The organism is Catenibacillus scindens, from assembly GCF_014202115.1.
GTDB classification, from domain to species: domain Bacteria; phylum Bacillota; class Clostridia; order Lachnospirales; family Lachnospiraceae; genus Catenibacillus; species Catenibacillus scindens.
In genome coordinates, this window is sequence record NZ_JACHFW010000004.1 from 226,181 (window position 1) to 247,977 (window position 21,797).

At 47.9% G+C, this 21,797-nt stretch carries 17 protein-coding genes and 1 other annotated feature; of the genes, 3 read left to right on the forward strand and 14 right to left on the reverse strand.

The annotated features are described in order from the left end of the window. Positions 1–49 precede the first annotated feature (49 nt). Together HNP82_RS07295 and HNP82_RS07300 are read right to left on the reverse strand one after the other, a co-directional pair. Positions 50–757, reverse strand: coding sequence for an RluA family pseudouridine synthase (locus tag HNP82_RS07295; protein WP_330599483.1), 708 nt, complete (start codon positions 755–757; stop codon positions 50–52). Continuing rightward, positions 754–1,890: an endonuclease/exonuclease/phosphatase family protein gene (locus HNP82_RS07300; RefSeq protein WP_183772911.1), complete on the reverse strand. Its 1,137-nt coding sequence runs from the start codon at positions 1,888–1,890 to the stop codon at positions 754–756. Before HNP82_RS07300 ends, HNP82_RS07295 begins: the two co-directional genes overlap by 4 nt. A gap of 139 nt (positions 1,891–2,029) precedes the next feature. After that, positions 2,030–2,268 (forward strand) — a binding site (T-box leader). A gap of 224 nt (positions 2,269–2,492) precedes the next feature. Here HNP82_RS07300 and HNP82_RS07305 point away from each other — a divergent pair. The 3 genes from HNP82_RS07305 to HNP82_RS07315 are packed head-to-tail and all read left to right on the forward strand — an operon-like array spanning position 2,493 to position 5,232. Next, positions 2,493–3,563, forward strand: coding sequence for an ABC transporter substrate-binding protein (locus HNP82_RS07305; protein ID WP_183772912.1), 1,071 nt, complete (start codon positions 2,493–2,495; stop codon positions 3,561–3,563). A 21-nt stretch (positions 3,564–3,584) separates the two neighbouring features. Then, the gene (locus tag HNP82_RS07310) at positions 3,585–4,466 is read left to right on the forward strand and encodes an ABC transporter permease (protein ID WP_183772913.1); all 882 of its coding nucleotides are present in this window, start codon (positions 3,585–3,587) and stop codon (positions 4,464–4,466) included. Beyond that, positions 4,459–5,232: an ABC transporter ATP-binding protein gene (locus HNP82_RS07315; RefSeq protein ID WP_183772916.1), complete on the forward strand. Its 774-nt coding sequence runs from the start codon at positions 4,459–4,461 to the stop codon at positions 5,230–5,232. The genes HNP82_RS07310 and HNP82_RS07315 overlap by 8 nt, the downstream gene beginning before the upstream one ends. A 61-nt stretch (positions 5,233–5,293) precedes the next feature. Here the strand turns inward: HNP82_RS07315 and HNP82_RS07320 are convergent, their stop codons facing one another. The 12 genes from HNP82_RS07320 to HNP82_RS07375 form a co-directional block, all read right to left on the reverse strand. Next, a complete protein-coding gene (locus HNP82_RS07320) occupies positions 5,294–7,021 on the reverse strand; it encodes a WG repeat-containing protein (protein WP_183772917.1) in 1,728 nt (575 codons plus the stop codon). A gap of 107 nt (positions 7,022–7,128) precedes the next feature. Next, positions 7,129–8,715 (reverse strand): extracellular solute-binding protein, encoded by a 1,587-nt coding sequence (locus HNP82_RS07325; RefSeq protein WP_183772918.1) that lies wholly within the window; start codon positions 8,713–8,715, stop codon positions 7,129–7,131. A gap of 12 nt (positions 8,716–8,727) precedes the next feature. After that, positions 8,728–10,914, reverse strand: a complete 2,187-nt coding sequence (locus HNP82_RS18375) for a helix-turn-helix transcriptional regulator (protein ID WP_183772920.1) — start codon at positions 10,912–10,914, stop codon at positions 8,728–8,730. A 154-nt stretch (positions 10,915–11,068) separates the two neighbouring features. Beyond that, positions 11,069–11,524 (reverse strand): carboxylesterase family protein, encoded by a 456-nt coding sequence (locus HNP82_RS07335; protein ID WP_183772921.1) that lies wholly within the window; start codon positions 11,522–11,524, stop codon positions 11,069–11,071. Positions 11,525–11,538: 14 nt separating this feature from the next. Then, positions 11,539–12,486, reverse strand: coding sequence for a creatininase family protein (locus tag HNP82_RS07340; protein WP_183772922.1), 948 nt, complete (start codon positions 12,484–12,486; stop codon positions 11,539–11,541). Between the two features lie 72 nt (positions 12,487–12,558). Beyond that, positions 12,559–13,434 (reverse strand): carbohydrate ABC transporter permease, encoded by an 876-nt coding sequence (locus tag HNP82_RS07345; protein ID WP_183772923.1) that lies wholly within the window; start codon positions 13,432–13,434, stop codon positions 12,559–12,561. A 15-nt stretch (positions 13,435–13,449) separates the two neighbouring features. Beyond that, a complete protein-coding gene (locus HNP82_RS07350) occupies positions 13,450–14,382 on the reverse strand; it encodes an ABC transporter permease (RefSeq protein ID WP_183772925.1) in 933 nt (310 codons plus the stop codon). Positions 14,383–14,409: 27 nt separating this feature from the next. After that, complete coding sequence (locus HNP82_RS07355; protein WP_183772926.1) at positions 14,410–15,966, reverse strand: ABC transporter substrate-binding protein; 1,557 nt, start codon at positions 15,964–15,966, stop codon at positions 14,410–14,412. A 27-nt stretch (positions 15,967–15,993) separates the two neighbouring features. Beyond that, positions 15,994–16,908, reverse strand: coding sequence for a creatininase family protein (locus HNP82_RS07360; RefSeq protein ID WP_183772927.1), 915 nt, complete (start codon positions 16,906–16,908; stop codon positions 15,994–15,996). Between the two features lie 186 nt (positions 16,909–17,094). Further along, positions 17,095–18,525, reverse strand: coding sequence for a carboxylesterase/lipase family protein (locus tag HNP82_RS17830; RefSeq protein ID WP_207720578.1), 1,431 nt, complete (start codon positions 18,523–18,525; stop codon positions 17,095–17,097). 27 nt (positions 18,526–18,552) lie between these two features. Beyond that, a complete protein-coding gene (locus HNP82_RS07370) occupies positions 18,553–19,956 on the reverse strand; it encodes an MATE family efflux transporter (RefSeq protein WP_183772928.1) in 1,404 nt (467 codons plus the stop codon). Positions 19,957–20,544: 588 nt separating this feature from the next. Beyond that, positions 20,545–21,720, reverse strand: coding sequence for a phosphoribosylaminoimidazolecarboxamide formyltransferase (locus HNP82_RS07375; protein WP_183772929.1), 1,176 nt, complete (start codon positions 21,718–21,720; stop codon positions 20,545–20,547). Positions 21,721–21,797 lie beyond the last annotated feature (77 nt).

Below are 21,797 nucleotides of genomic sequence, written 5' to 3' on the forward strand. Positions count from 1 at the left end.
AAATCTTCGACAGTTTTTATGGCTTTAGTATGTGTGTTCTGAAAATATTCTATGCATGATCACTGATGTCAAAAACATCAGAAAACAATAAAAACGGTCCCCATTGAGGCTTGGCCTGAAATTCCATCATTTTCTTTGTCCCAGGATGTTTAAAAGACAGCTTGCAGGAAAACAGCCCTATATCCCGGAAATTCCCGGCATTACCTCCGCCGTAGCGCCGGTCGCCGGCCACAGGAGTTTTAGCGGCAGCCATCTGGACGCGAATCTGATGATGGCGCCCGGTTTCCAGATGGACACTGACAAGAGTGTATCCCTGGTCATTCCGGGCTAAAATCTTGTAAGAGAGACGGGCCAACTTTCCTTCCAAAGTTCCTGGAGGCACCACCTCTGAAACATTAGTTTTTCCGTTGCGCAAAAGCCAGTCTTCCAAAACCCCCTCCGATTTTTCAGGGCTGCCGCACACAACCGCCAGATACTCCTTTCTTACAGTTCTTCCGGCGATCTGACGGCTCAGTGCTGACGCCGACTCCGGTGTCCTGGCGTATACCATAACGCCGCCCACCGGACGGTCCAATCGGTGAACCGCCGCCACATAGGGGTTTTTTTGTCCTTCCTTACGGGAAATATAATTTTTCAGGTAACTGACCATATCCATGGCTGTGGACCGCTCCGGCTGTGACGCCATTCCCGGAGGCTTGACTACGACCAAAATCCACGGATCTTCATACAATATTTTCACAGATTCCAAGGGAATCACTCCTCGCTCTCCTCAATATTTTCTTCACCAATCAGGGTAACATTTAAAAGCATGGGGTTATGATCACTGTACTCAAATCCTTCATCTAACGTCTGGACAAGATTGACTGAAACATTTGGAGATGTTATAAAACCGTCCAGCATATAGTACTGTGTTGACGAATCTGACGGATCATAAGGCTGATTAAGAAGCCGGGCTGTGGGCACAGAATCATCAGCCAGAAAATTCCAGTCAGATCCAAAGAGACTTCCGTCCAGCACCTTGGCCTGGAAATATTCTTCGTTGATAACCGGATAGCGGTCTTCATCCACAGACGGCAGGAACTGATTAAAATCGCCCCCTGCAATACAGTAGTTTCCCTTCTCATACTCACTTTTTAAAACATTGGCAAGTTCTTGTGTCTGAGCAATTTTCGCCTCCCCGTCATCATAAGCCTCCAGATGGAGATTTACAATGACGAGCTGTTTATCACTGTTATGAATGGGAATACGCTCCAAGAGAAGGCACCGTTTAAGTTGTGCCACACGCACTGGCCAGGTATAAGTTGTGGGCAGCGCGATCCGCTCCGCCTCCAACGTCTGGAATTTAGACAATGTTACAAGACCAGCCTCCACCTTCCCAATGGGCGGAATAGGATAAGGTATAAAATCACAGCGAAAATTTGTGGCATAGGCAAAACTGTCATCTGCCTCAAGGCCTGCGTAAATCTCAGCCTGATCCACATGTTTTGACCGGTTTGAATCCCTATCTACTTCCTGTAAAAAAACAACATCCGCGTCCACTTCACTGATAATACCGGAAATACCTGCGATATTGGCATTCACCTGTTCCACAGAATCCGCGTTGACGCCGCTGCCGCCGTCCATAAAAAAATCTTCCCCAGCATCCAAAGCGCCATATCCTGTATTAAAGGTCAGCACTGTGATCTCCTCACCAAACCGGACAGTTTTTCCCCCTTCTCCTTCCACAGTGACAGCCTCAATATCCCCAGGCTTATATTCCCTGAGACTTAAATAGCCTACAAGTGCCCCGGCAGCAGCTACCGCAAGAAAAATCAAGATCAGCACTACCCCCGTAATTCTTTTAAAAATCACCCATCCCCTATGTTTTTTTGTTGTTTTCTCCTCTTTCATAAAATACTCCCTCCTCGTCTTTTCTCTATTTTACCAGGCATTTTGTCCAACGGCTAGTCCCAAGTCTATGTTTCTTACGCTTTTTTGTGCTTGACATTTGTACCTAAATGTATTATGCTAAAAAAAATTAATTTAACGCATTAAACCGATGAGAAAGAAAAGTAGGCTTTACAGACAAAATCACAGAGAGCTGCCGATGGTGGGAAGGCAGTATGGCGTCTAAAGCTGAATGGCCTTTCGAGGGCAGCCCAAAATCTTTTGAAAGTAGGCGCTGCCGGGAACCAAACCCGTTATCAATAAGGTGTGTATGTCAGTACATAAAAAAGAGGGCGAAAGTCAATTTGAGTGGCACCGCGGAACGAATCTACCGTCTCAAGCATTATATCATGCTTGGGATTTTTTTATTTCCGCAGGCAGACAAAATATCCCACCGGATTAAGGAGGTTGTTACGGTTCACTGACAAGTCAGTGAGCAGTAACTTTCGCAGGCTTATTTAAAGTTTTGCTTCGCCAAAGAAGCCTGCGAACACCTGAATCACGTTCTTACGCAGCCATACAGCAAGTGTCTGGCTGCTGTGTGAAAAACAACAGGAGGTTCTATTATGAATAAGAAAATGATCGCAGCTTTATTAACAATGACTTTAGGTATGTGTACTTTATCCGCCTGCCAGAGCAGTTCTACCAGCGCAGGCTCAGATACGGCCTCCGCCGGACAGACTCAGGAGGCCCAGAGCGGGGAAGCTGTCTCCGCCGACGGTGAAAGCTATAAAATCTGTATTACCCAGTATGCTCAGCACGGCTCTCTGGATAACTGCCGGGAGGGCTTTTTAGCAGGACTGGCAGAGGAAGGCATTGTGGAGGGTGAAAATCTGACGATTGATTACCAGAACGCCCAGGCAGATTCCGGTATGAGCAGCCAGATCGCTTCTAAATTTATTTCCGAAAATCCGGATCTGATCTGCGCCATCGCCACGCCAAGCGCTTTAAGCTGCTATAACGCCGCCATGGACACCGGTATCCCTGTAGTTTATACCGCAGTCACAGACCCTCAGGCCGCCGAGCTTGTAGATGACAGTAGAATGCCTGTAGGCAATGTGACCGGAACAAGTGATAAACTTCCTGTGGACGCCCAGCTTGAGCTGATCCGGAACATGCTTCCCGACGCCACAAAAATCGGCATTATGTATACCACCAGCGAAGTAAACTCTGTGGCAACCATCGCAGAATACAAAGAAAAAGCGCCGGACTACGGTTTTGAGATCGTTGACGTAGGTATTTCCACCAGCGCCGATATTCCTCTGGCCGCCGACAACATGCTGTCTGACGTTGACTGTGTCAGCAACCTGACCGACAACACTGTTGTCCAGGGCCTTCCGACTATCCTGGCCAAAGCGACAGAAAAAAATATCCCTGTTTTTGGCAGCGAGATCGAGCAGGTAAAGATCGGCTGCCTGGCCGCCGCCGGCATTGATTATATTGAGCTTGGCAAAAAGACAGGTCAGATGGCCGCCCAGATTTTAAAGGGAGAATCCACGGCCAGCGAGATGCCTTATGAAACATTTGAAAATTATAATACTTATTTTAATCAGGCGGTTGCCGATGAACTTGGACTGAGCGTTGATGCATCACTTTTAGAAAACGCTGAGATCTTTACAGAGATCACCGCCGAATAATCACTGGGGAGAGATTAAATCATGACTGTTCTTTTAGGTGTACTGGAACAGGGCCTGATCTACGGGATCATGGCTCTGGGTGTTTATATTACATATAAAATTCTTGATTTTCCCGATCTGACCGTAGACGGCAGTTTCCCTTTGGGGGCTGCCGTGGCCGCAGTTCTCATAAAAAATGGGATCAATCCTTACCTTTCCCTGCTGGCAGCCTTTGCCGCCGGGATTCTCGCTGGAATCTGCACCGGCCTGATCCATGTTAAACTTAAAGTCCGGGATCTTTTGTCTGGAATTATTATGATGACCGCATTGTATACCATCAATCTGAAAATTGCCGGTCAGGCCAATATCCCGCTTTTTACAAGCCAGACCATATTTAATAATGACTTTATCAACGGGATTATTCCCAACGGCCTGCGCCCATATATGACCCTGATCATTATTCTGATCATTACCCTTATCGCAAAATATCTTCTGGATCTGTATATGAATACCCGCTCCGGCTATCTGCTCCGGGCGGTGGGCGATAACGACACTCTTGTCACATGTCTTGCCAAAGACAAGGGACTTGTAAAAATTGTGGGACTGGCCATCTCCAACGGCCTTGTAGCTTTAGGCGGCGCTGTTTACGCCCACGAAGAAGGATACTTTGATATTTCCAGCGGCACCGGAACTATGGTCATCGGCCTTGCCAGCGTCATCATCGGGACAAACCTGTTTAAAAACGTTACTATCCTTCGTGTAACATCTTCCGTGCTAATCGGCTCCATCCTGTACAAAGCCTGCGTGGCCATCGCCTTAAACTTCCTTGAACCGGATTTTGTTAAATTAATTACCGCGGCGCTGCTCCTGATCATTCTTGTCATCAGCCATGACCGCAAAAAGAAGGTGAAGATCAATGCTTGAACTGAAACATATCCATAAATACTATAATCCCGGAACAGTAAATGAAATGTGCCTTTTTTCCGATTTTAACCTTACCGTCAACGACGGGGATTTTATTTCCATTATTGGCAGCAACGGGTCCGGAAAGACGTCCCTGCTCAACATTATCTGCGGAAGTATTCCCATTGAAAGCGGCTCCATTGTCATCCACGGCAAAGATATTACAAAAGCCAAAGATTTCCGCCGCTATGCCCGCATTGGCAGGGTCTTCCAAAATCCGGCTACAGGCACCTGCCCTTCTATGACCATCCTGGAAAATATGTCGCTGGCGGATAATAAAGGCAACTCTTTTAACCTGCGGCCAGGCACCAACAAAAAGAGGATCGGCCATTACCGGGAGCTTCTCTCCCAGCTTGGGCTTGGCCTGGAAAACAAGCTGGACACGAAAGTAGGCGCCCTGTCCGGCGGCCAGCGCCAGGCCATGGCACTTCTCATGTCCACCATGACGCCCATCGAGTTTCTTATTCTCGACGAGCATACGGCGGCTCTGGACCCGAAAACCGCAGATCTGATTATGGAACTGACAGATAAAATCGTCCGGGAAAAACATCTCACCACCATGATGGTGACCCACAATCTCCGCTACGCGGTAGAATACGGCAACCGTCTCCTCATGATGCACCAGGGGAATTACATTATCGACAAATCCGGCGATGAAAAAGCCGGGCTGACAGTGGATATGCTTCTCTCCCGGTTTAATCAGATCAGTATTGAATGTGGAAACTAAATATCCAATAAGAAAGGAACTCCCTCAATCATCAAATTAGATGACTGAGGGGGTTCCTCTTTTATTGACCAAGGGAAATCCTTCCCCACTGATCCTCATATTTCACCCAGGCGCCCTGGCCATGGGACGGCCGTGCCTCCTGAAAGATAAAGGGCGCGGCCACTGCGCCGCTCATATCCAGATACCCCCATATGCCGGCTTTTTTCACTGCCACCAGACCGTCGCTATAAGAATATGCCGGGCCCTGAACATAGCTGATCCCCTCGGAATCCGACAGGTTCAAAGCATTAGAGCCCTCATACTGACAGGGAATCACTTCAACGCCTTCCCCATTACAAAAGCCCCATAAGCCCCCACGGCAGACGCCAAGGAAGCCTTCCGTGGAGACAGACGCCGCTGACTCATAAATAAAATCTGTCACCAGGCCCCCGGAGCCGGCTACGGCATAAAGGGCGCCTTCAATAGTATAGTCCTCCCGTGTCCCGGAAATGACAGGCACCAGAACATTTTCTCCAATCTCACAGGCCGTCTCCTCCACGTAAGTCTCTTCCCCCTGACGGACAATACGATAAATCACCTGATCGTTTGTATCCCACAGATAGCTGTATACCGCGCCTGTATGACTGTGGGGAGACTGAGGATCTGCTGTATAATCACTGTTAAACCCGACGCTGCTGCCATCCGGAAGAATGCCATAAAGCTTTCCACCGCACAGCAGAATGTACCGGTACACCGGCTCTACCACTACTGTGCCGTCATCCCGGATCAGGCCTGCCTGTCCGTCCCGGATGATCATGCTCACATCCAGACTGTAAACGTCGTCCCCCTGGGCGCAACCAATGACCGGCAAAATATTATCCGCGACAACACAAGGCTCCAGTACCCAGGCCACGTCGCTATTGTCCGTGGATGTCTCCTCATCCAAAGGCGCTGTCTCCCACAAAACCTCCGGAGCGTCTGTCTCAGTTCCTGCCGTATCAGACGCCGGGGTTGTCTCGGTCTCCCGCGGTCTGCCGGCCTCCAGCGCCTTCGCCTGTTCCAGCAAATCACTGTTACCGGTAGCCTGGGCTCCCTGGCGCAAAATTTCGGCGCCCTGGGCCAGATCGCCCTGGGCCTCGTAAATATCCGCCAGGCCAAGATAGCTCTCCGTCCCTTTGGGATTAGCTCTGATGGCGTCTTCATAGCATTCTCTTGCCGCCGTATAGTCTCCTTCCTGGAAATACCTGTTTCCCTCCAAAATCAGATCCGCATATCCGGCGCTGCCTTTGCGTGATGAAATCAGCACAGAACACAGAACAATAAGGAGCGCCGCGGCTACAAGGCCAATAAGAATCCACAGCCACCGCTTCTTTCTACGAAAGCCGTCACTGCTCCCGCCGGAAGGGGGCAACGGTTCCGGTGTGGGAAGAGTGTCCCCGTCGGTCACATCCCCTTCCAGGAAAATGGGTTCCCCGTCAAAATCACTGTCGTCAAGACTTTCTTCTTTAAGCTCTATTTCATCCAGATGGAAATTGGTAAGATCCAGTGTGTCTTCAATGGCAGCTCCCCGGCTGTGCCGTGACAGATCCGGCAGCTCCCCGGTCCTCCCGTCCACAGAGGCCTTCCTGGACTTTTTCCCCTTTTCCAGCCGTCTTGTTTCCTCCCGCTCCACAGAAATCTTTCGGATACGGGAAGAAGCGTTGGACTTCTTTTCTTCTGTTTTATCCGCCGCAGGCTTCAGTGGCTCACCACATTGGACGCATTTTATGGCGTCGTCTTTGTTGTCCGTCCCACAATGACTGCAAATCATATCCATTCACCTCGCTTTACGAACTACACCCATTATACACGAAAACTCCGGGACGGTATACATTTTTTAATATTTTTATCAATTTTAGGCAAAATGCCCGCAGTACCCTATCGGTGCATATACCGGTTATAAGCGTCCTGATAACACTTTACCGCGTCTTCAAGACCCATCTGCGCCATTGTCTCAATATAGCGGTCCCACTCTTTATCAATATCCGAGGCGCCCACAATCATCCGGTTGGTCATTTCCTTCATATAAGGCTCAATATCCAGCATAACTCTGTCGTAAATCTCCTGTTCGGCGGCGGTCAGCGTCACTGACGGTATATAAATATCTTCCCCGTCCTTTGCCCATGTTTCACACATCTGTATTTCTTCCTCAGATATCCCGGTAAGATCTCTCCGGCTATCCTTTAGCCCCATCAGTGCTGTGGGAAGAAGACTTCCCTCCATCATCTGACGGGGCGTGTACTCCCCGCTTCCGGTAATTTTCTCCGTAAACGCAATCTTCCCGGCGTCATTGTAGATGTAGTCTTCCCCCTCAACACCATAGTTTAAATCAAAAGCGGTTTCAGGATCGTATAACTGGTCCAGAAAGCTTAAAACATGGGGAAGCTCCTCATCCGTCACCCCGGTAGTCACATATATTTTCCGTTTGCCCAAAATATCCAGCCGGTCTTTTCCTGGCGAGATCTGTCCTTCCTCAGTCACCGGATACAAAACAGCGCAAAACTCCGCGTCTCCGCCAATCTGAGCCTCCATTTCGCCGGCATAATAATAAATAGAAAGCATGGCTCCGGATTCCTCCCGGATACAGGCCTGGGCATCAATACCGTAAATATCATTGACCACATACTCGGCCCCAATAAGCCCCCTGGCATACCAGTCGGCCATTAAAGTAATATAAGCCTTCCATCCTTCCGTGGCCGTCCCATAGACCACCTTCCCGTCTTTCATCTGCATGGAAGGGATGGCTCCCAGACCGGCGGAAAATCCGGGAAACTGCTTGTTGTACCCCATACCGGGCATATAAAAGGGCTGAGTACAGCCGTAGCTGTCTTTAAATACGGTCAGCATTTCCTCCCAGTCTTTATAGGTCACCGGCACATCCAGCCCGGCCTCTTCCAGCCAGTCTTTGCGCACCATAAGCCCGCCCATGGTCACCGGCGAATCTGCCTTCTCCTCTGTCAGATCATAGGGAATCACTAAAAGTCCTACAATCTTCCCATCGTCATTGTAAGCCGCCCGACGTAAGGTTTCATCGGATGAAATAAGGGCATAGTAATTGGGCATATACGCTTCTGCCAGGGCCGTCAGGTCCCGGTAAACCCCGTCTTCAATAGCCGCCTCGTCCCCGCCTTTATAATTATAATTTCCGGACAGATATAAGATATCGCAAAAGTCCCCGGAAGAAAACATATCCCCCACGGTCTGGCTCTCGCTCCCCCAGGAAGGATGATAAAACTCAAAGTCGATATTAAAAGCTTCCTCCATCTTCTGTATGGTGGCATTTTCATCATATTCCGCAATGGCCATACTGGTGTCTTCCTCATAAAACACCGACAGCTTCAGCCTGTCCGCCATGCTCTCATCTTTTGTCTGCGCCACGCCAATATCCGGCGCCGATGACGGATGGCAGGCCGTTCCCCCCAAAAGCAGGGTCAGTATCAGCAAAAAAACACGTCTTCTTTTCAACAGCCCCGCCTCCTATATATTTTTATATTGTCCAGGCGTAATTCCCTCATACTTTTTAAAGGTGCGTATAAAACCTCTGGCATCCAGATAGCCCACCTTTCTGGCCGTATCCTGTACCGACATTCCGTTTTTTAACAGGCTTTTGGCCTGGCGTATCCGCTCCTTATGAATCGCGTCCAAAATCCCTTCTCCGGCATACTTTTTATACATTCCTGAAGCGTAGGAGGCCGTCAGATGGAAAGCGTCGCAGACACTTCCCGCGGTAATGGACGGATCTGTGGCATTGGAAATAATATATTCCCTAAGCTGCTCAAAGGTGGATCTTCCATCCGTATCCGGTTCTTCCTGTTCCTCCATCCTGGCCAGCATTGTATCCGCGGTTTTATACATCTCATAAAGGGTTCGCTCCGGGTTCGCATATTCACTGTTGCCAAACCGCTCCCGAAAAGGGATCTGAACAATATAGCGTACCGACTGCATCCGGCTCTTGCTCCGGTCCGGCTTCATATCCGGGACGTAAATATGCTCTGTCCATATCTTTTCCAGGAGCTTCCGGCTTCCCACATAATCCTGAATCAGAATCTGATGAATCAGCCGGTTAAGATCCGAGCGGAAGTCCTGGGGATTAAGATGGGCGTCCCCTCCGGACTCACTATACCACATCTGCCGCCGAAGCTCCGGGGTCAGCTCCACATATTCGATCATATAATCGGCGTGAAATTTTTCCTCCACGATTTTCTGGAAGGAAGACGTAAAGCTGCTGACGCCGCAGGCCACTTCAATGGAAAGCTGCCCGTCCACATAGGAAATCGCCCGGTCAATCTTTTCCCTGAGAAGCTTCTCCTCTCCCTGGAGAAGAAAATACACCCGGTCCCAGCCTTCCACAGGATATAACAACACATGCTCCGCCAAAATCTCCCCGAAAACATTCCGCACGCAAAAGGTCAGCACATTGGCGTCGGAAAGCTCGTTAATATTTTCCAGCCGTATTCCAAAAATATAAAAACCGTCCCCGATCTGATCCTTATACTGGGCCTCATAGGCCATCAGCTTCTTCCGGTCTTTTTCCTGACCAAGAAGAATCTGAGACAGCTCATTTTTATCCTGATCCTTTTCATAATCCTTCACCTTGGTGTTAAGAGCCGACAAATCCCGCAACATCTGATCATAGGACGTGGGAGCGCCGTGATCTCCGGATTCACTTAAAACAGCGGACATCCTTTCCAGAGGCTCCATATTTTTTCTTGTAAACCGCCAGGCAAGAATCACACTGGACACAAGGAGAGCCACTGTACTAATAACGGTAAAGCCCACCACAATCAGGGCTTCTTCATAGTAGGAAAGCGCCGGAATCACATAGACGTATTTCAGTCCCCCAAAAACAGAATCCGCAACCGAACAGGTATAGGGAACTCTGTTAAAAGTAAATCCCCCGCTTTCCCATCCGGGGCCTTCTGCTTCCACCATCCGCGCTCCCTCAGAATCTGTCCCGATATAGCCGGTTTCCTCACTGACAAGATAACAGATACCGCCGTCTTCTGATGTAAACAAATTTAACATGGACACGATATATGCCATGTCTCCTTCCAGAAGGATATAAGCATCCGGAACTGTATAAGAGCTTTTATACACCCCCTGAATCATAAACAGCCGTGCCTGGGACGTTCCACTGTGAATCACATAAAGCGCCGCCTTGTCCGGTGTTACCTGTGTCGTGAAAAATTCCCCGTCAAGACCCATGTCCTCAAGAAGCGCCGTACACTCTCCGTCATGATAGATATCCTGACTGCCTATCATGGTAGTCAACGCGGCATCTACAAAATAGATATTGTCAATCTCTTCATAAAGCTCCATATTGCTTTCAAAGGAATGGAGCAAATCCAGTACTTCCATCAGGGTTTCCCCGTAATAGTAGGGTTCCGGCGAAAAATCAGCGATACTCACTACCTGGTTGTCCTTACAGATCTGATCCAGCACATCTTCCATATGGCCAAAAATATTGTCCATGGCAAGCTTGGCTTTTTCCAGTTCTCCCTGTGATGACTGGACAATGGACCGTCCGGCCCGGATGACCATAAATATACACAGAAGCAGACCGACAAAAACAGAGATAAATGCCATCACCAGGTAGGTTTTTAACATATATCTCTGTATTTTTTTTTCTTTTGCAGTTTTTTCCTTCATTTTTACACCCCGCACATCCAGTCTTCTCCTTTTTGAATATATTTTATTATAATCCATCCAAAAAAAATAGTCAATTTGTGCGAAATCCCCGAAAAAGCAATCACAGCCCGGAAGCCTGTCCCTGCAACCGAACTGTGACAAAAAAGACTGTAATCATCAAATGTCCGCTTTATTGTTCTTTTATAAGATATTCTGTAATCATGTCTATTTCCCTTCCGGTTCTAAAGATCATCCCTGTCTGATTTTCATTAAACCGCATAATTCCCCGCTGTCCCTTCCCATAGGAATGCCACACCGGAAGTCTGTCGCCGGCGCTGTCTGCCGGCGTCCATACATTAAGATACAGGCTGTCTTCACTTTGCGGCTCTTTATATGGATAAAATTCTTTAATAAAAAAATCTCCGAATGGCGTGCCGCTCATTGGCCGGGGCTGAAGACTGATTTTTGAAAACTCATGACACTTACGTATCCCGTCCCATTTTTCCGGAGAAACAGGGGGCATAAACCGCAGCTTTCCCACCGGCGGGGCAGCATAGGGGATTCCCTTATAGACCATAATGCCGGCGTTATTTCCATGAACTCCTTCCACTTTTCCGTAGCATGTCCCGATCACATCTGGCATCATTGTTGTGTTCCCCCTTACTTGTAAAAATTCGGATAAAACTTGTTTTTAGGCAAGACGTCCCCGTATTTTGGAAGCACCACTTCCTGGAAAAACCGGTCGGCTTTTCTCAGACCGTCGGTGTACTTCTTCCAGTTTACCTTTTCAAAAGCTTCCCGAAGAAGCTTTTCCCCGATGGCCCCTTCTCTTCGCACATCTTCCCTGGTCAGAGGCAGTGGCTGGCTGCCGTGATTGGACCAGTCTTTAAAATAAATGGCCGTAGGCATATAGGTTCCAAGAAGCTCATGGAGGGTATCAAAGCCTTCAATGGGCTCAAAAGGCCACTTGTCGGGATTCCCAAGAGCCGCGTCACATAAAGAGCCTGGCTGGTGGTTGACTTCCTCTCCGGTGGGTACGTCGTCAATGCGGCCGCAGATCTGATAGCAGCCAAGATCCAGCGTGGCGCAGCCAACATGATCCTCATGGGTCACCGTATCTGTATCACAAAAATCACGCCTGGGCAGTTTAACCCCGTTTCTGTTAAGAGCGTCTCTCGGATCTAAAAACAGCATGGGGCATTTTGTCTCATCAAAAAACTGGCTGATGACCGCGTTAATAATGATTTTACTGTCCCCGTGAGCCGGCACAAGAATGATCCGGCGAAATCCCTGATTTTGCAGGCTGTAACAGATACTTTTTAAGTAATTCATACTGTCCAGCATATTCATATACACCGTTCCCCGGCCAATGACTGTCCCTCCGGCGGTAAAATAGACCAGGTTTGGAAGGACAAGGCCGTCTACCTGCTCCGCCATCAGGCGGGAGTAGGCCTCTGCCATGACATATTCAATATCCAGAGGCATGGCCCCGTGCATTTCATTGACCCCCACAGGAACAAAAATAATATCATTTCGCGTCAGATAATGCTCCACCTCATAATTGGTCATACTGGGAAGCATCCGTGTTCTCATTTTTATCTCAGACATGAATTTTCCTCCATTTTACAACAGTCCGGCAAAATCTGCCGGACTGTTGCTTATTTTTTTAATTGTTAAGTTTCAGCCTTTAATAGCTCCCATTGTAATACCTTTGACAAAGTATTTCTGGAATAAAGGATAAATACAAATTAAAGGCAGTATTCCGATGACGGCAATGGCCAGACGCATGGTGGTGGTCGGCACGCCCTCGCTTTGGGTCGTCAGCGTTGACAGATAGCTGGCGCTGTTATTAATACTGTTTAACACGTTCATAATACCCCACTTGCCATAATCGCTGATATAGTATGTACCATTCTGCCAGTCATTCCAGTAGGCGATTCCCTGCATTAAAGCGATGGTGGCCAGAATCGGCTTGGCCAGAGGGATGGCAATACGAATAAAACAGCCAAACTCTGAAGCCCCGTCAATACGGGCCGACTCATACAACTCATCCGGTATAGAACTCTGAAAATAAGATCGGACAAGCATGATCGTGTAGGCGCTGGTTACCAGATTCGGTATAATATAGGCCAGATACGAGTTTTTCAGATGGAAAATCTGAGTATAGTTGACATAGCTGGCAATCATACCGCCGTTAAACAGCATGGTAAAAATTAACAGGAAGGAGATCACCCGCCGCCCGAAAAGGTCTTTCTTAGACAGCATATAGGCACATGGGGCAGTCACCACAAGACAGAGAATCACGCCGCACACCGTAACGCAAATGGTAATCAGATACGCTTTTCCAAAAGTCTCCCACCGGCTTAACACATACTGATAGGCCAGTGTGGACCATTTCCCTGGAATCAGGCTGAAGCCGTGGTTCACCGCCCAGCTCTCATCGGTAAAAGACGCCGCGAAGAGAATCCAGAAAGGAACAATAATGGCAATAGCGACGAGGGTTAAAATAATATAAGAAAGTAACACAAACCGGTTCTTTTTCTTCAGTAACGTCATATCCGTTCCTCCCTTCTAAAAAATGGCGTCTTCCCGGCTGATCTTACGCACAATGGCGTTAAAGATCATCACCATGACAAAGCATACAATGGACTGGTAAAAAGCTGCCGCCGAGGACATGCCCATATTGGTTCCCGATGTGAGCGCCCGGAAAACATAAGTATCAATCGTATCCGTCACTTCATAGAGCATACCGGAGTTTCTGGTAACCTGGTAGAACAGGGAATAGTCGGAGCGGAAGATCATGCCCATTCCCAAAGTGACCATCATAATGATTGTGGGTTTTAACATGGGAATGGTAATCTTTGTTACCTGTTTCCATTTTCCGGCGCCGTCTAACTCCGCCGCTTCATAATACTCCTTCCCGAAGCCAACCAGTGTGGAAAGATAAATAATCGTATTAAATCCAACACTCTTCCAGCTATTGACAATGGTCAGTATAATGGGCCAGTATTTTGGCTCCGTATACCAACTGATCTTATCTATACCAAACAGGCCAAGGAACGTATTAAGAATACCGGTGTCGCTTAAAAATACAAAGACAACATACGCTAAAATAACAAAGGAAATCAGGTAAGGGAGCATAATCAAAGACTGGAAAAACTTTTTTGCTCGCCTGCCAATCACTTCATTAAGAAAAATGGCCAGAAACACAGAGATAATCGTATTTAAAATCAGCCATGTAAACTGGTATCCTACGGTGTTTCTTGTAATCCGCCAGGCGTCGGAGGCAAAGAGAAACTCAAAGTTTTTCAGGCCGCACCAGGTGCTGCCGGTAATCCCGTCAATGACCCGGTAGTCTTTAAAGGCGATCTGCAGGCCATAAAGGGGCATATAATTATTAATAATGATGTAAATCATAGCGGGCAGTCCCATCAGATAAAACGGGATCGACTTTTTAAACTTTCGCCACCGCCCTCCTTTTTTTGTTACAACTAATGTATCCATCCCTTACCTCAACCTCCAACCTGCAACTTACTTGGCTTTAGACGCGCGCCATTCATCAAACTGGCGCTGATTTTCCGCAATGATGTCGTCAATTCCCGCTGTCTTTAAGGCAGCCCGGAACTCTTCCACACGGCCTTCCACGTCTTCTACCATACCGCACATTAAGGACGGATTGTACTCGCCGATAACAGAAGAAACCGCAGCGACCTGAGTTCTTACAGAAGAAGAATCAAATACATATCCAAAGGCCTGAGAAAGCTGGGCATTTTCCGCGCTGTACTGATCCAGCGTCTCATACCACTCTTCAGTAAATGGCGCTCTCTGGTAAATTTCCGCGCTGTCGCCAAAGGACACAATCTGAATACCGTAGCCCACGTTGCTGGCGTCTACGCCTTCCGGATAGTCAATAATATGCTCGCTGACCTTTTCATAATGAACCCCTTCAATACCATAGTTCATCAGATTGGCCAGTTCCGCGTTGGTCATAACAAGATTGAGGAACTGAACCGCCTTATCGGGACGCTCGCTGGTCACTGTAACGCCAAGGCCGTATTCCGGAATACTTGTTCCTGTAAGGTAAGTATCTCCAAAGTTGATACCTTCCGTTTCCACGCCGGTAATCTTTTTATTGTTTGGAACATAAGTAGCATTGACCGACGCGATGTTGGCAATAACCTGTCTGGCCTGCATAGCTGCCACAAAGTTTGTTCCGCTGGTAAGGGAGTCCGGCACCATGACGCCGTTTTCCCACCATTCTCTTAACTGAAGGCATTCCTGAAGATATTCGTCCGTATCAAAAATATTTACAATTTCCGTATCATTGGCCATATCCATTAAGACGCCATACACCCCGTCTGATCCCATAGATGAGCCAAGCTTATCAAAATGAAGGCCGGTGATATTTAAAGAAACGCCATCGCCGGCAGAGTAAGCATAGCCGCCAAAATCACTGTCCATAATATTCTGGAAGAGGGCATTTTTATATTCATAGGAGTTTTCAGGATTTTCAGGAATTTCAATATTATACTGCTCAAATGTATCCGCATCATAAACGACCGTGTCTTCGATGGCCGGATAATAGTTTCCGGGAACACAGTAATAGTCGTCGCCCACATAGCAGGCTTCCATTAAAACACCGGCCTTTTCCAGCATTTCCGGGGCGTACTCTTCAAGAAGATCCCCAAGTCCCACTAACAGACCGTTGGCTACAAGATCGGACATACTGGTGGTGTATCCTACAAAGATAATGTCCATCCGATCCCCGTCAGAACCAAGAAGACCGATCTGGGTGGCATGGTCGGCGATAGTAATTTCACGGAACTTCACCGTACAGTTAATGGCAGGAACGGTAATCTCATTAATGGCGTCCTGAACCATCTCCACATCCGGCTGAGATACGCCGGAGCCGATAAGCTCTACCACAAGCTCATAAGGCTCTTCGTCGGCATCCGCCGCCTGGCTGCCTGCCTGGCCCGAATCGCCGCTGTCTTTTCCTTTATCGTAGTCATTATCGTTACCGCAGCCGTAAAGAGCGCCGGCCGCCATAATCATTACCAAAAAAAGAGCTAATATCCGTTTCTTCATATACTTCTCCTCTTATCGGTTTACATCTTATACCCAATCGCTGATTTTATTTTTAGGTAATGTTTTTCCAAATTTTTCCTTGATTACGGTATTTGTATATTCTGCCTGATCTGCCATCTGTTTGACAAACAAAGGCATATCCACAGCGTCGACCACCTTTCGTAACTGCTCCAGTCCGCTGGCGCAAACCGCATCTCTTTCCTCCGCTGATGAAAAAGCGCCCTGAGCGCCGCCGTGATCCTGAATATCTCCCATATAAAAGCCGATGGAGTAGGCAAAGCTTCCGAAGTTAATAATATGGGATATATTTTGCAGACTTTCCGGAAGTCCCTGGAAGGTATTGTGTCCCGGCTTAAACGTCTCTCCGCGCTTTTCCCTTGGTTCGCAGTTGGGATCAATAATCAGGTCTTCCTTCTGTCCGGTAATGGCATAAGAACCGTAGGTCACATCCTCAAAATTATTATATTTTGCCGATTCTTCCGGGCCAAGCCGGGTTCTTGCGAAAGCAGTCACCGTCATCTGGTCAATCCAGGCGATGGGGCGTTTTGTTTCGTCAAAGAAATCCCCCACCAGAGCGCCCAGTGTCAGCTCGGACGTGCCGTGGCCCGTAACATAAATCTGCCGCTTAAATCCCTGGCTCATCAGAGAATAGGCAATGGCCTTTAAATACATATAACCGTCGTGAACACTCATACGCACCGTCCCCTTTCCGGTAGCGCAGGAGCCGTTATAAAAGTATTTCAGCCCGTCTAAGACAAGCCCGTCCACTTTCTCCGCCATGGCAATGGCCATTCCCAGAGGCCCCACATATTCAATTTCCAGCGGGCAGCGCCCGTGCATTTCCGTTGGGCCTACGGGAATAAAAATAATGTCATTACGTTCCAGATAGTCCTCCACCTCATAGTTGCTTAATCTGCTTAAAATACGTGTACGCATTTCCATAGATGTAATTCCCCCATTCTTCGTTTATTTTAAAATTGGTAAAAGAGTTTTTTGTCTACCCTCCTTTCCGGTGTTGAGCTTATTATAGACACAGATTTATAAAATAGAAATCGCCAGGATTTCATATTTATGGCAAAGTCATAAAATTGACCATGGTGAAAAATTGTGTATTTCCGTGGAAAACCTTTATTCTTTCATCTTAAACATCCGCTCTTCCAGAATGTCCATATAGTCGATTTTTTCCGGACGGATATCATTCTCGCTCATATAAAGCCGGGTTTCGGATTCCTTTGTTACCGGATCCCACACTGGAAGGCCGTCGCCATTGGGATTGCCGGTTTTGGCGAAATTGGTCCAGTATTTGATCATGGCGTAAGACAGATCGTAGTGACGTCCGTCAAAGTGGCGCCAGCACCGGTTCAAAGTGCCGAACACATACCACAGCTCCGCGGAGTGATAGGCTTCCCCGTCAGGAACAAAATGATACTCGTCCCCATCGGGGATATAAGCGTCCATAAAGTATACATAGGCGGGAATCCTTCCCTCCTGAGCCTGCTTACAGCCAATAGCCGCGTCACCTAAAATCACCATATTTTCCACAGGAATCCCTTCCAGCCAGTCCAGGCTGGCGGACATTGGAAGACCGGTATCTCCTTTTACCGCTCCGGTAATTATCGGCACATTTTTCATATGTCCCTTTAAAAGAGCCATGCCCGGCGCTTCCTTATATAAAACATTGTCAATACACTGGCGTGGAAATGGCCCCACAACCTGTTCCGCTTCCGCCACCGCGTCATAAAACGCCTCCACCGGCATCTGCCGCAGATCTTCAACAGTCTTTCCAAGATAATCGCAGACTTTGACCCCCCAGTCCTGGGCGTCCTTTAATGTGGTGGTCATGGCGTAAGACATTACGCCAAAAGAACCGCTCTGAATAATGGCTTTATGAAACAGTCCGTCGGTTCTTTCTGTGGACAGATGAGATACTACGGAGCCTCCCCCGGCAGACTGTCCAAAAATCGTCACATTGTCCGGATCGCCGCCAAAAGCTTTAATATTTTCTTGTACCCATTCAAGGGCAGCGATCTGATCCAGCATACCGTAGTTTCCGGAAACCCCGTCCGGGCTTTCTGCCGAGAGATCCGGATGGGCGAAAAATCCAAAGTAGTTCACCCGGTAGTTAATGGTCACAAGAACGACTCCTTCTTTACAAAGGGCTTCACCGTCAAATTCCATTTCATGGCCATAGCCGCTTCCCAGGCCGCCGCCGTGAATCCAGAACATAACCGGAAGCTTATCCTCTGTTGTTTCCGCCGGCGTCCATACATTCAGCTTGAGACAGTCGTCCCCGGCTTTTTGCTCAAAAGGATAAAATTCCTTTCGGAAGAAATCCGCGAAGGGCAGGCCAAAGGGACCGCTTCTTTGCATACAGATTTCTGAAAATGTATCGCACACCCGCACTCCGTCCCATGGCTTTGGCGGCTTTGGCGGACAGAAACGGTTGGCGCCGCCGGTGGTATCCCCATAAGGGATTCCCTTAAAAACAGTAATTCTTGGATTGCCGCAGGCAACTCCCTGTACCACTCCAGTTGAAATTTTGGTTTGTCTGATGGGCATATGTTCTACCTTCTTTCTTCTATTATTTTAATCCGTGGCTATATTTGCCACAGTTTTTTCTCCGGTTTCCGGTTCCTTTGCCGGCTTGATCTTTTTAATCCATTTCCGGCTTTTCAGCCGTCCCAGACACCATACGGCTTTAATAAACTGATCCAGCTTCAGGCAAATAAATACGGCAAAGCCGCTCCACTGCCAGGACAACCCTGCCAGGGCGCCCAGTGGAATGCTGACGCACCATAAAAACAGAATATCCGCCACCATAAGGAAACGTGTGTCGCCGCCCCCTCGCAGCAGCCCTTTTGTGAGAATACTGTTCATAGCCTGGAAAATAATCACAATGCCCATGGCGTCCATAAGCTGATTGGCCAGAAGCCGTGTTTCCTCAGTAATGTTATAGAGGCTGATAATGGGATTTTTCAGTACAAGAACAAGAAGACAACCCACAACCCCGATAATAAATCCCAGAGCCGCAAAGGTAACGCCCTGCTCCTGCGCTTTATCGGCGTCCCCCTCCCCAAGAGTATTTCCTGTCATAATACAGCTTGCCTGGGCAATGCCCTGTATGACTACTGTGGAAAGCTGCTGGGTCACACTTGTAATGGCGTTGGCCGCCACAAAAGTAGCGCCAATATGTCCCATAACCGCCGACACCGCGCTGTTACCGATACCAAGAAGAGTATCGCTGACAAGCACCGGCATGGCAATCCGTATATATTCTCCAAGAAGATCCTTACATTTCATTTTCAGGTCCCGGATTTTCATACGGATATGGTCTTCCTTAAAGAAAAAGAATCCCATAATAAAGCAAAACTCAAACACGCGGGCGATCAGCGTCCCAAGAGCCGCGCCCCGTACTTCAAGTCTTGGGGCTCCCAGATTTCCGAAAATAAACACCCAGTTAAAAAAGACATTAATAAAAAAAGCGACAATGGACGAAAACAACGGGATATTGGCTTTTCCTACGCTTCGCAGCACAAGACTTGTGGTCAGTGAAAAACCAAGAAGATAGTAATTGGGAATGGAAATCATAAAGTAATCCACGCCAGCGGCAATAACCTGGGGATCGTTGGTAAATAATCCCATAATCACTGACGGAAACAAAAGGGTGGCAAGGGCAAAAAACGTGGATAACACAGCCACTCCCCGCATCATAAGCACAACGGACTTTTTCAGGCTGTCCATATTTTTCATGCCCCAGAACCGGCTGGTCAGCACACTGGCTCCCATGCCAAATCCCATACAACAGCACTGAAAAATAGAAATAAAGTTATTGGCCAGGGTCGCGCCGCTCATTTTAACCTCGCCCAACGTCCCCAGCATCACATTATCGGTCATATTCACGCCGACAGTAATCATGGACTGAAGGGCAATGGGAACGGCAAGAACCGCCAGGGTTTTGTAAAAAAATGGGTTTCTTACAAAAATCTTCATCGGCTACACCTTCCTTTTTCATTCACAGCCCTATTGTATCCTGAAAAAAGGTCAAAAAAAATCGCCAGGATTTCACATCCGGCGAAATAGTTTTAATATTGCCTATTTTAAAAAAACTGGTCATCAAAATTTGGGGGCGTTGCAAAACCGATGATGACTCATCTATGAAGCAATGTCCATTTTCTCATTCCTCACCGTACAAAATGCGGGGTGTTACCCTCAAAATTGCGGGACCCGCATTCCCAACCGTACAAAACAGGGGAACAAAACACTTGGAATTTCGAGAATCCCATTTTAGGCCGTACAAAAAGTGATGCCGGTACCCTCGGATTTGCTAAAATCCCATTTAAGGCCGTACAAATCAGGGATTCAGTACCCTTGAATTTCCATAATCGTCATCTGCGACCGTAAGATAGGGCGTTTTTATACCGTAGGATTCGGAAGAAGCCCAATCTCGACCGTATAGCAGCCTTTTTTGTACGGTACCCTTGACTTTTTATTTACAGGCTACCGTATCCATAGCCAAAACAAAAAGGAGGCGCCGCAAAATCATCCGCTATGGATGATTTTGCGGCGCCTCCTCAGTCATTAATGGTGGAACAGACGGATACCGGTAAAGCACATCACCATGCCATATTTATTACATGTCTCAATAACATTATCGTCGCGGATAGAGCCGCCCGGCTGAGCCACATATTTCACGCCGCTCTTGTGGGCCCGCTCAATATTGTCGCCAAATGGAAAGAATGCGTCGGAACCTAAGGCCACATCCTGCATCTGATCCAGCCATGCCCGTTTCTCCTCTTTTGTAAACACTTCCGGTTTTACCTTAAAGATCTTCTCCCATGCGCCGTCCGCCAGGACGTCCATGTAGTCCTCGCCGATATAGAGGTCGATGGCGTTATCTCTGTCAGCCCGGCCGATCTTATCCACAAACTGAAGACCAAGTACCTTAGGAGACTGACGTAAAAACCAGTTGTCCGCCTTCTGTCCCGCCAGACGTGTGCAGTGGATTCTGGACTGCTGGCCGGCGCCGATGCCGATGGCCTGGCCGCCTTTGGCATAACATACAGAGTTGGACTGGGTATATTTTAAAGTGATCAGGGCAATGATCAGGTCAATCTTGGCTGACTCAGGGAGATCCTTATTCTCTGTGACAATATTGGTCAGCATATCTTTGTCAATCTTTAACTCATTTCTGCCCTGCTCAAAAGTGATACCGAACACTTCCTTATGCTCCACAGGATTTGGACGGAAGTTGGGATCAATCTGAATAACATTGTAATTGCCTTTTTTCTTGGACTTTAAAATTTCCAGAGCTTCCGGCTCATAGCCCGGAGCAATAATACCATCGGAAACTTCTCTCTTCACTAACTTAGCTGTAGCCACGTCGCACACATCAGAGAGGGAGATAAAATCGCCGAAGGAGGACATACGGTCCGCGCCTCTGGCTCTGGCGTAAGCGCTGGCCATAGGTGTAAGTTCGCCCATGTCATCCACCCAGTAGATCTTGCGTTCAACATCGGTCAGGGGAAGGCCTACCGCTGCTCCTGCAGGAGATACATGTTTAAATGATGTGGCGGCCGGAAGTCCGGTGGCCTGCTTTAACTCACGTACAAGCTGCCATCCGTTAAATGCGTCCAGAAAGTTAATATATCCCGGCTTGCCATTTAATACAGTGATAGGAAGTTCCCCTTCATTCATATAAATTCTGGAAGGTTTCTGATTTGGGTTACATCCGTATTTTAATTCTAATTCTTTCATTATATTATTCCTCCAAAACCTTAACAGTTCGTAACTATTCAGCCATGAATCTCGGATTCCCGCAGCTAACACAGCTT